Raw genomic sequence first — 6396 nt, 5'->3', positions numbered from 1 at the left:
GAGGGAGGCATGGCGGAGCCATGCCGACCGACGACAACGCGGCGAGGCGCGGTGCCAGACGCCGCGAGCCCGGCATGATCGGCAAGACACCCCCTAGGGAGTCTCCGGAGGGCATCGCCGTCCGCCCGGAACTCCCGCCTCGCGCCGTCCGCCCTGAGGGCGCGCCTCGCACCTTCCGGGCGTGCCGGGCTTTCGCGAGGCCGGGCGGGCGCGCCGGTCTTCGCGAGGCCGGACGGGACCGTTCCCGACACGGCCCACGGCGAGACCGTCCCGACACGGCCTACGGCGTGACCGCGCGTCCCATCAGGACGTCGTCGACGTACGCGCCGTCCAGGAAGAACTCGCCGGGCAGGACTCCCTCGACCGTGAAGCCCTCGGACTCGTAGAGGGCGCGGGCGGGCTTGTTGTGGCCGAGGACGCGCAGGGTGAGCCGGGTGCAGCCCTGCCGCCGGGTCTCCTCGACGGCGGCGCGCAGCAGGGCGCGGCCCACGCCCCGGCCGCGGGCGCTCTCGGCGACGGCGAGGCCCTGGATCTGGCGGACGTGCGCGTTGCAGGCGAGCGGGGTGGGTGGCACGAGCCGCAGGTAGCCGACGACGGCCCGCCCCTGCTCCGCGACCAGATAGTCCTCGGGCCGGTGCCGCTCGTCGAAGAAGGGTTCGTACGGGGGTTCCGGCGCGGGCATCACGGCATGCAGCGGCGACCAGGTGGTGCGGTCCAGCTCCCCGAGGGCGTCCTCGTCGGCGGGAAGGGCCCGTCGTATGTGCGTCTCCGGCGCGATCATGTCGGCAACTGTGCCATGTGCGGACCGGGGAGGGCAGGATGTCCCCATGCAACGCTCCCGAATCGCGGTCACCGGCGCCTCCGGACTCATCGGCTCCGCCCTCGTGCGCTCGCTGCGCGCCGACGGCCACCAGGTGTCCCGCCTGGTGCGGCGGCCCGCCCGGACCGCGGACGAGGTCGAGTGGGACCCCACGCGGCTGTACGTGGACGCGGCGGGGCTCGTCGGCGTCGACGCGGTCGTGCATCTGGCGGGCGCCGGCGTCGGCGAGCGCCGCTGGAACGAGGCGTACAAGAAGGAGATCCGCGACAGCCGCGTGCTCGGTACGACGGCGATCTCGCAGGCCCTCGCCTCGCTGGCCGACCCGCCGAAGGTCCTGGTGTGCGGCACGGCGCTGGGCTACTACGGCGACACCGGCTCACGCGCGGTGGACGAGAGCGCACCGGCGGGCGAGGGCTTCCTGCCGTCGGTGTGCGTGGAGTGGGAGGCCGCGGCGGCCCCCGCCGAAGAGGCCGGCATCCGGGTCGCGTACGCCCGCACGGGTCTGGTGGTGGCCCGCGAGGGCGGGGCGTGGGGCCGCCTCTTCCCGGTCTTCCGTGCGGGGGTGGGTGGCCGGATGGGCGACGGCCGCCAGTACTGGAGCTTCATCTCGCTGCACGACGAGGTGGCCGCCCTGCGGCATCTGATCGAGACCGACTCCCTCTCGGGCCCGGTGAATCTGACGGCCCCCGAACCGGTCACCAACCGCGAGGTGACGGCGGCGATGGGACGTGTCCTGCGCCGTCCCACGGTCTGCGCGGTCCCCGCGCCGGCGCTCAGGGTCGTACTCGGCGACTTCGCGCAGGATGTGCTGGGCAGTCAGCGGGTGCTGCCGAGCCGGTTGTCGGAGTCCGGCTTCCGCTTCGCGTTCCCCACGATCGACGAGGCGATCCGCGCCGCAGCCTGAGCACGGGCAGGAGCGCGGCATGTGCGACCCCGTGCTTCGTGCACCCCGTCGCGCGCTGCTGGCACCCGTGGGAGCGCTGCCTAGGCTGGCAGGCCCTGAATGCGAACGCGGGCATTCCTGGGGTCTGTTGGGGGCATAGGCACCCCACCAGCCGCGCCGACCTGGGGAGGGGCACGTGCTCAGTACCGCACGCCATTCGGACGTCGTCACGGACGTCGTCGTCGTGGGAGCCGGGATCGCGGGGCTCGCCGCCGCCCACCGGCTGACCAGCGCCGGGATCGGCGTCACGGTCCTGGAGGCCGGGCCGCGGGTCGGCGGCCGGATGACCACGGACGACATCGACGGCTTCCGGCTCGACCGGGTCGGGCCGCTGCTGACCGCCTCGTACGCGGAGCTGTGCCGAACGCCCGGACTGGGCGGGGTGGCGCTGCGGCCGTTCGCACCGGGGGCGCTGGTGCACAGCGACGGACGGTACGTCAGGGTCGGTGAACCGTTCCCGCATGCGCCCTGGCGCGTGGGGGTCGCGCGGGGCGCCCGGGCCACGGCGAGGGGGTCCGCGCAGGGCCCCTGGGGCGTGGGGTGGGGGTCTCCCCACGCGCCCCGGCGCGTAGGGGGAGCTTTCACGGTGGCGCGCGCCCTTGCGAGCGCCCCGCGTCATCCGGCCGCCTCGCTCGACCAGGCGCGGCTCGGTGCCTCGCTGGCGCGGCTCGCGGCGACACCCGTGCAGCGGCTGCTGACCCGTCCGGAGCGGGCCGCGCGCGAGGCCCTGACGGCCCGGCTGCCGGCCCGTACCGTCCAGGGGGTGCTGCGGCCCCTGGTCGCCGCGCTGCTCGGCGACCCGGATCTCGCGACGTCCAGCCGATGGGCCGATGTGGCGCTGCGCGCGTTCGCCCGGGGGCGGTTGTGCGTGCCGGAGGGCGGCTCGGGCGCGCTGCCCGACCTGCTGGCCGCGACGCTGCCGTCCGGCACGGTCCGTACGGGCGTCCGGGTCACGGACATCGCGGTCGACCGGGTCGCGACGGCGGAGCACGGGGTGTTCCGCTGCCGCTCGGTCGTGCTGGCGACGGGGGCGCGCACGGCCGCCGAGCTGCTGCCCGGGCTGCGGACCCCCGCCTTCCACCCGGTCACGGTGCTGCACCACACCGTGCCGGCCGCGCCGACGGCCGACCCGGTACTGCTCCTGGAGTCCGACCCGGGCGGCCCGGTCGCGCACACGGCGGTGATGAGCGCGGTCGATCCCACGCGGGCTCCGGCGGGCCGGGTGCTCGTGACCTCGACGGTCCTGGGCACTCCGCCGGACGACACCGAGCGGCGGGTCCGCAAGCACCTCGCGACGCTGTACGGCACGTCGACGGACGAGTGGGAGCTGCTGGCCCTGCACCACACCCCGGACGCGATTCCGGCGATGCCGCCGCCGCACGATCCGCGCCGGCCGGTCCGGCTGCTGGCGGGCCTGTACGTCTGCGGCGACCACCGTGACACGTCCACACCGCAAGGCGCCCTGTCCTCGGGCCGCCGCGCGGCCCAGGCGGTCCTGTCAGACCTGGGCGTCCAAGCCCGCGAAGAATCAACACCGGAGGCAGCCTGACACCCCGCCCCCGCCGCCACCCCCGCCGTGTGGGCAATCGTCCCGCAGGGCTGGGACGCGTGGGCACACGGGACGGGCTGGGCGCGGGGCGCACGGGGCAGAGGCGCCTGCAAGGGCGCCGTCCGTTGTGCCCACCCTCCCCCAGACTCCGTCCGAGGGGACCCCCAGCCCAGCGGAACAGTTGCCCACAACGGGGCGGGGCGGGGGCCGCGGGCACGTGGGCGGGGCCGGGTCGCGGCGCGTAGGCGTCGCCCGCCCGCGTCAGCCGATCGCTGCCACGCGGTCGCGGTACGTGCGGACCGCTGCCGCGTCGCGGTACGGCTCCAGGCGGCGTTCGAAGTCGCGTACGTACTCCACCGCCCGCGCCGAGCGCATCTCGGACGCCTGCTGCGCCGCCTCCGCGCCCAGCGCGCACGCCTGGTCCAGTTCGCCGAGGCCGAGCCGGGCCGAGGCGAGCACCACGCGGCAGAAGAGGCGGCTGCGGGCGAAGCCGGGCGCGCGCAGCTGGAGGGAGCGTTCGGCATGCTGCGCCGCCGGGCGGTACTGCTGGAGGTCCCGGTGGCAGTGGCCGAACTCGTCGGCGAGCTGCGCCTCGTCGAAGGGCCGCGCCCAGTACGGCACGTCGTCGCCCGGCCGGGCCGCCTCCAGGGCCCGCTCGGCCCGGGCGAGGGACGCGCTGCATGCCCGCGCCTCGCCGAGCACCCCGTGCCCGCGGGCCTCCACCGCATGCAGCAGCGCCTGGACGACGGGCGGCGCGGAGGAGCCCACGCCCTGCTGGGCGACCCGCGCCAGCTGCACGGCCTCGCGCCCGTGGCCGAGGTACACCGCCTGCCGGCTCATGGTGATCAGGACGTACGAGCCGTACGCGCGGTCCCCTGCCGCCTGCGCCAGGCGCAGCGCCTGGACGAAGTACCGCTGGGCCAGGCCGTGGGCGGCGATGTCGTACGAGGTCCAGCCGGCCAGCCTCGTCAGGTCGGCGGCCGCGGCGAAGAGGCGCCGGCCGACGGACTCGCCGTACGTGCCGCGCAGCATCGGCTCGGCCTCGTGCTCCAGGTAGCGCACGAGTGCCTGGCGGGCGTGGCCGCCGCCGTAGGCGTGGTCGAGCGTGCGGAAGAGCTCGCCGACGGATCGGAGGGCGGCGATGTCCCCGCTGGAGACCCGCTGCCCGGGGCCCCGGTCGGTGCCGCGCTGGCGGGGGACGGAGACCCTGCCCTGCGGCGGCACCCGGGGGTCCTGGACCGGACGGCGCGCTTCGGTGGCGAGCCGTCCCCCGTCTCCGCCCGGACGCGCCTCGGCGCCGTGCCGGGCCTCCGCCGCGACCCGGCCGTCGGCGCCGAGCCGACCGTCGGAGCCGAGCCGACCCTCCGAGCCGGGCCGACCGTCGGAGCCGAGCCGACCCTCCGAGCCGAGCCGCCCGTTGGGCGCAGCCAAGTCCCCCCGGGCGACCCGCTCGTCCGCCCGGCCGATCAGCCAGTCCCGGCTCGGGACCACGAGCCCGGCCGGGGTGAAGGCGATCTTGCGCAGTTCGACATGGCTGCCGGAGTCCTTCCGCCACAGCCCGCTGACGATGTCGACCGCCTCCTCGGGCGTCGCCGCGAACTCCAGCCCCGCGTAGACGGGGGCGCAGGCGTCCAGACCGAGGTCCTGCGCGGAGAGGCGACGGCCCAGGCGCCGGGTGAAGACCTCGGCGATCAGGGCGGGAGTGGTTCCCCGCGGCTGCTGACCGCGCAGCCAACGGGTCACGGAGGTCTTGTCGTACCGCAGGTCGAGTCCGTGCTCCAGGCCGAGCTGGTCCACCCTCCTGGCCAGGCCCGCGTTGGAGAACCCGGCTTCGGCGATGAGCGCGGCGAGCTGGCGGTTCGGGATGCGCTGCGGAGGTCGTTCCGTCATCAGCTGTGCGGTCTCCTGCCTTCCGGGCCCCGGAGCAAGCCCGTGTGGACCCTCATGGAACGGCGTGAATTTAGCGGCCCTCACCGCCCATACCGCCTCCTTCGCCCCACATTCATCCGATCGTGTGAGGATCAGGGCCGTCGCTGACGCAAACGCCCTCGTCCCCGGCCCTCCGCACCTGCCGGACGGCTTTCCGCCGGGCGGCCGTACAGTGGCATGGGCGCGAATGACGCATGGTGCCGAGCCGGCCCCGGGACGATCCCCGGAACCCGGCACCGGCACCCAGGAGGAGGCACTGCCGTGAGTGAGCTGCGATTCGTCCGTCTGGGCTTCGGCGACGACGCCGTCGAGTACCAGGTGGCCTGGGACAAGCAGCGCGAGGTGCACGCCGCCCGGTTCGCCGACGAGATCACCGACACCTGTCTGCTCCTGGAGCACCCGCCCGTGTACACGGCGGGCCGGCGCACGGAGGAGAGCGAGCGCCCCCTGGACGGGACGCCGGTCGTCGACGTGGACCGCGGCGGAAAGATCACCTGGCACGGCCCCGGCCAGCTCGTCGGCTACCCGATCATGAAGCTGCCCCGCCCGGTCGACGTCGTCGCACACGTGCGCCGACTGGAGGACGCGCTGATCCGCACCGCCGCCGAGTTCGGCGTGGAGACCACCCGGATCGAGGGCCGCAGCGGTGTCTGGGTGCTGGGCGATCCGGTGGAGCAGCGTCCGTCGCTCGGCGGCCTTTCGCTGGACTTCGACCCGCGGCTGAGCGACCCGGAGTTCGACCCCCGGCTCAACGGCCCGGAGTACGCCCCGTCCAACGCCGGCCAGCGCCGCGAGGACCGCAAGCTGGCCGCGATCGGCATCCGGGTCGCCAAGGGCGTGACGATGCACGGCTTCGCCCTCAACGTGAACCCGGACAACGCCTGGTTCGACCGGATCATCCCCTGCGGGATCCGGGACGCGGGCGTGGCCTCGCTGGCCAGCGAGCTCGGCCGGGACGTCACCATCGAGGAGGTCCTGCCGGTGGTGGAGAAGCACCTGAAGGCGGTCCTGGAGAACGCGGAGCTGAAGCCGCGCGAGATCGAGACCTCTCCCGTAGAGGCGAACGCCTAGGGAGTGTGGGGGGGGTGGGGCAGCTGTCCCAGAGGGGATCAAAAAAAACAACAAAAAAAGAGTGCGCACGGTGTGTGGGCGGGG

At 75.0% G+C, this 6396-nt stretch carries 5 protein-coding genes; 3 read left to right on the top strand and 2 right to left on the bottom strand.

From position 1 onward, the window contains the following. Nucleotides 1–280: 280 nt before the first annotated feature. Nucleotides 281–781, bottom strand: coding sequence for a GNAT family N-acetyltransferase (locus ACFVZW_RS36040; protein WP_384530681.1), 501 nt, complete (start codon nucleotides 779–781; stop codon nucleotides 281–283). Nucleotides 782–827: 46 nt separating this feature from the next. Between ACFVZW_RS36040 and ACFVZW_RS36035 the strand changes: the two genes are divergently transcribed. Beyond that, nucleotides 828–1724: a TIGR01777 family oxidoreductase gene (locus ACFVZW_RS36035; protein ID WP_384530679.1), complete on the top strand. Its 897-nt coding sequence runs from the start codon at nucleotides 828–830 to the stop codon at nucleotides 1722–1724. Between the two features lie 175 nt (nucleotides 1725–1899). Continuing rightward, complete coding sequence (locus tag ACFVZW_RS36030) at nucleotides 1900–3312, top strand: NAD(P)/FAD-dependent oxidoreductase (protein ID WP_384530677.1); 1413 nt, start codon at nucleotides 1900–1902, stop codon at nucleotides 3310–3312. Nucleotides 3313–3573: 261 nt separating this feature from the next. Here the strand turns inward: ACFVZW_RS36030 and ACFVZW_RS36025 are convergent, their stop codons facing one another. Then, nucleotides 3574–5202: a regulator gene (locus ACFVZW_RS36025; RefSeq protein WP_384530675.1), complete on the bottom strand. Its 1629-nt coding sequence runs from the start codon at nucleotides 5200–5202 to the stop codon at nucleotides 3574–3576. A 300-nt stretch (nucleotides 5203–5502) separates the two neighbouring features. On the opposite strand from ACFVZW_RS36025, the gene lipB reads away from it, so the two are divergent. Further along, nucleotides 5503–6312 (top strand): lipoyl(octanoyl) transferase LipB, encoded by an 810-nt coding sequence (lipB, locus tag ACFVZW_RS36020; protein ID WP_384530673.1) that lies wholly within the window; start codon nucleotides 5503–5505, stop codon nucleotides 6310–6312. The last annotated feature ends 84 nt before the right edge of the window (nucleotides 6313–6396 follow it).

Origin of the sequence: Streptomyces sp. NPDC059567, from assembly GCF_042735655.1 — a bacterium.
Classification (GTDB): Bacteria; Actinomycetota; Actinomycetes; order Streptomycetales; family Streptomycetaceae; genus Streptomyces.
This window is presented reverse-complemented; position numbering and strand designations above follow the sequence as displayed.

Excerpts from the sequence above, each read along its gene's own strand:
- ACFVZW_RS36035 (WP_384530679.1), top strand. The coding sequence starts at position 828 with ATGCAACGCTCCCGAATCGCGGTCACCGGCGCCTCCGGACTCATCGGC.
- ACFVZW_RS36025 (WP_384530675.1), bottom strand. The coding sequence starts at position 5,202 with ATGACGGAACGACCTCCGCAGCGCATCCCGAACCGCCAGCTCGCCGCG.
- ACFVZW_RS36040 (WP_384530681.1), bottom strand. The coding sequence starts at position 781 with ATGATCGCGCCGGAGACGCACATACGACGGGCCCTTCCCGCCGACGAG.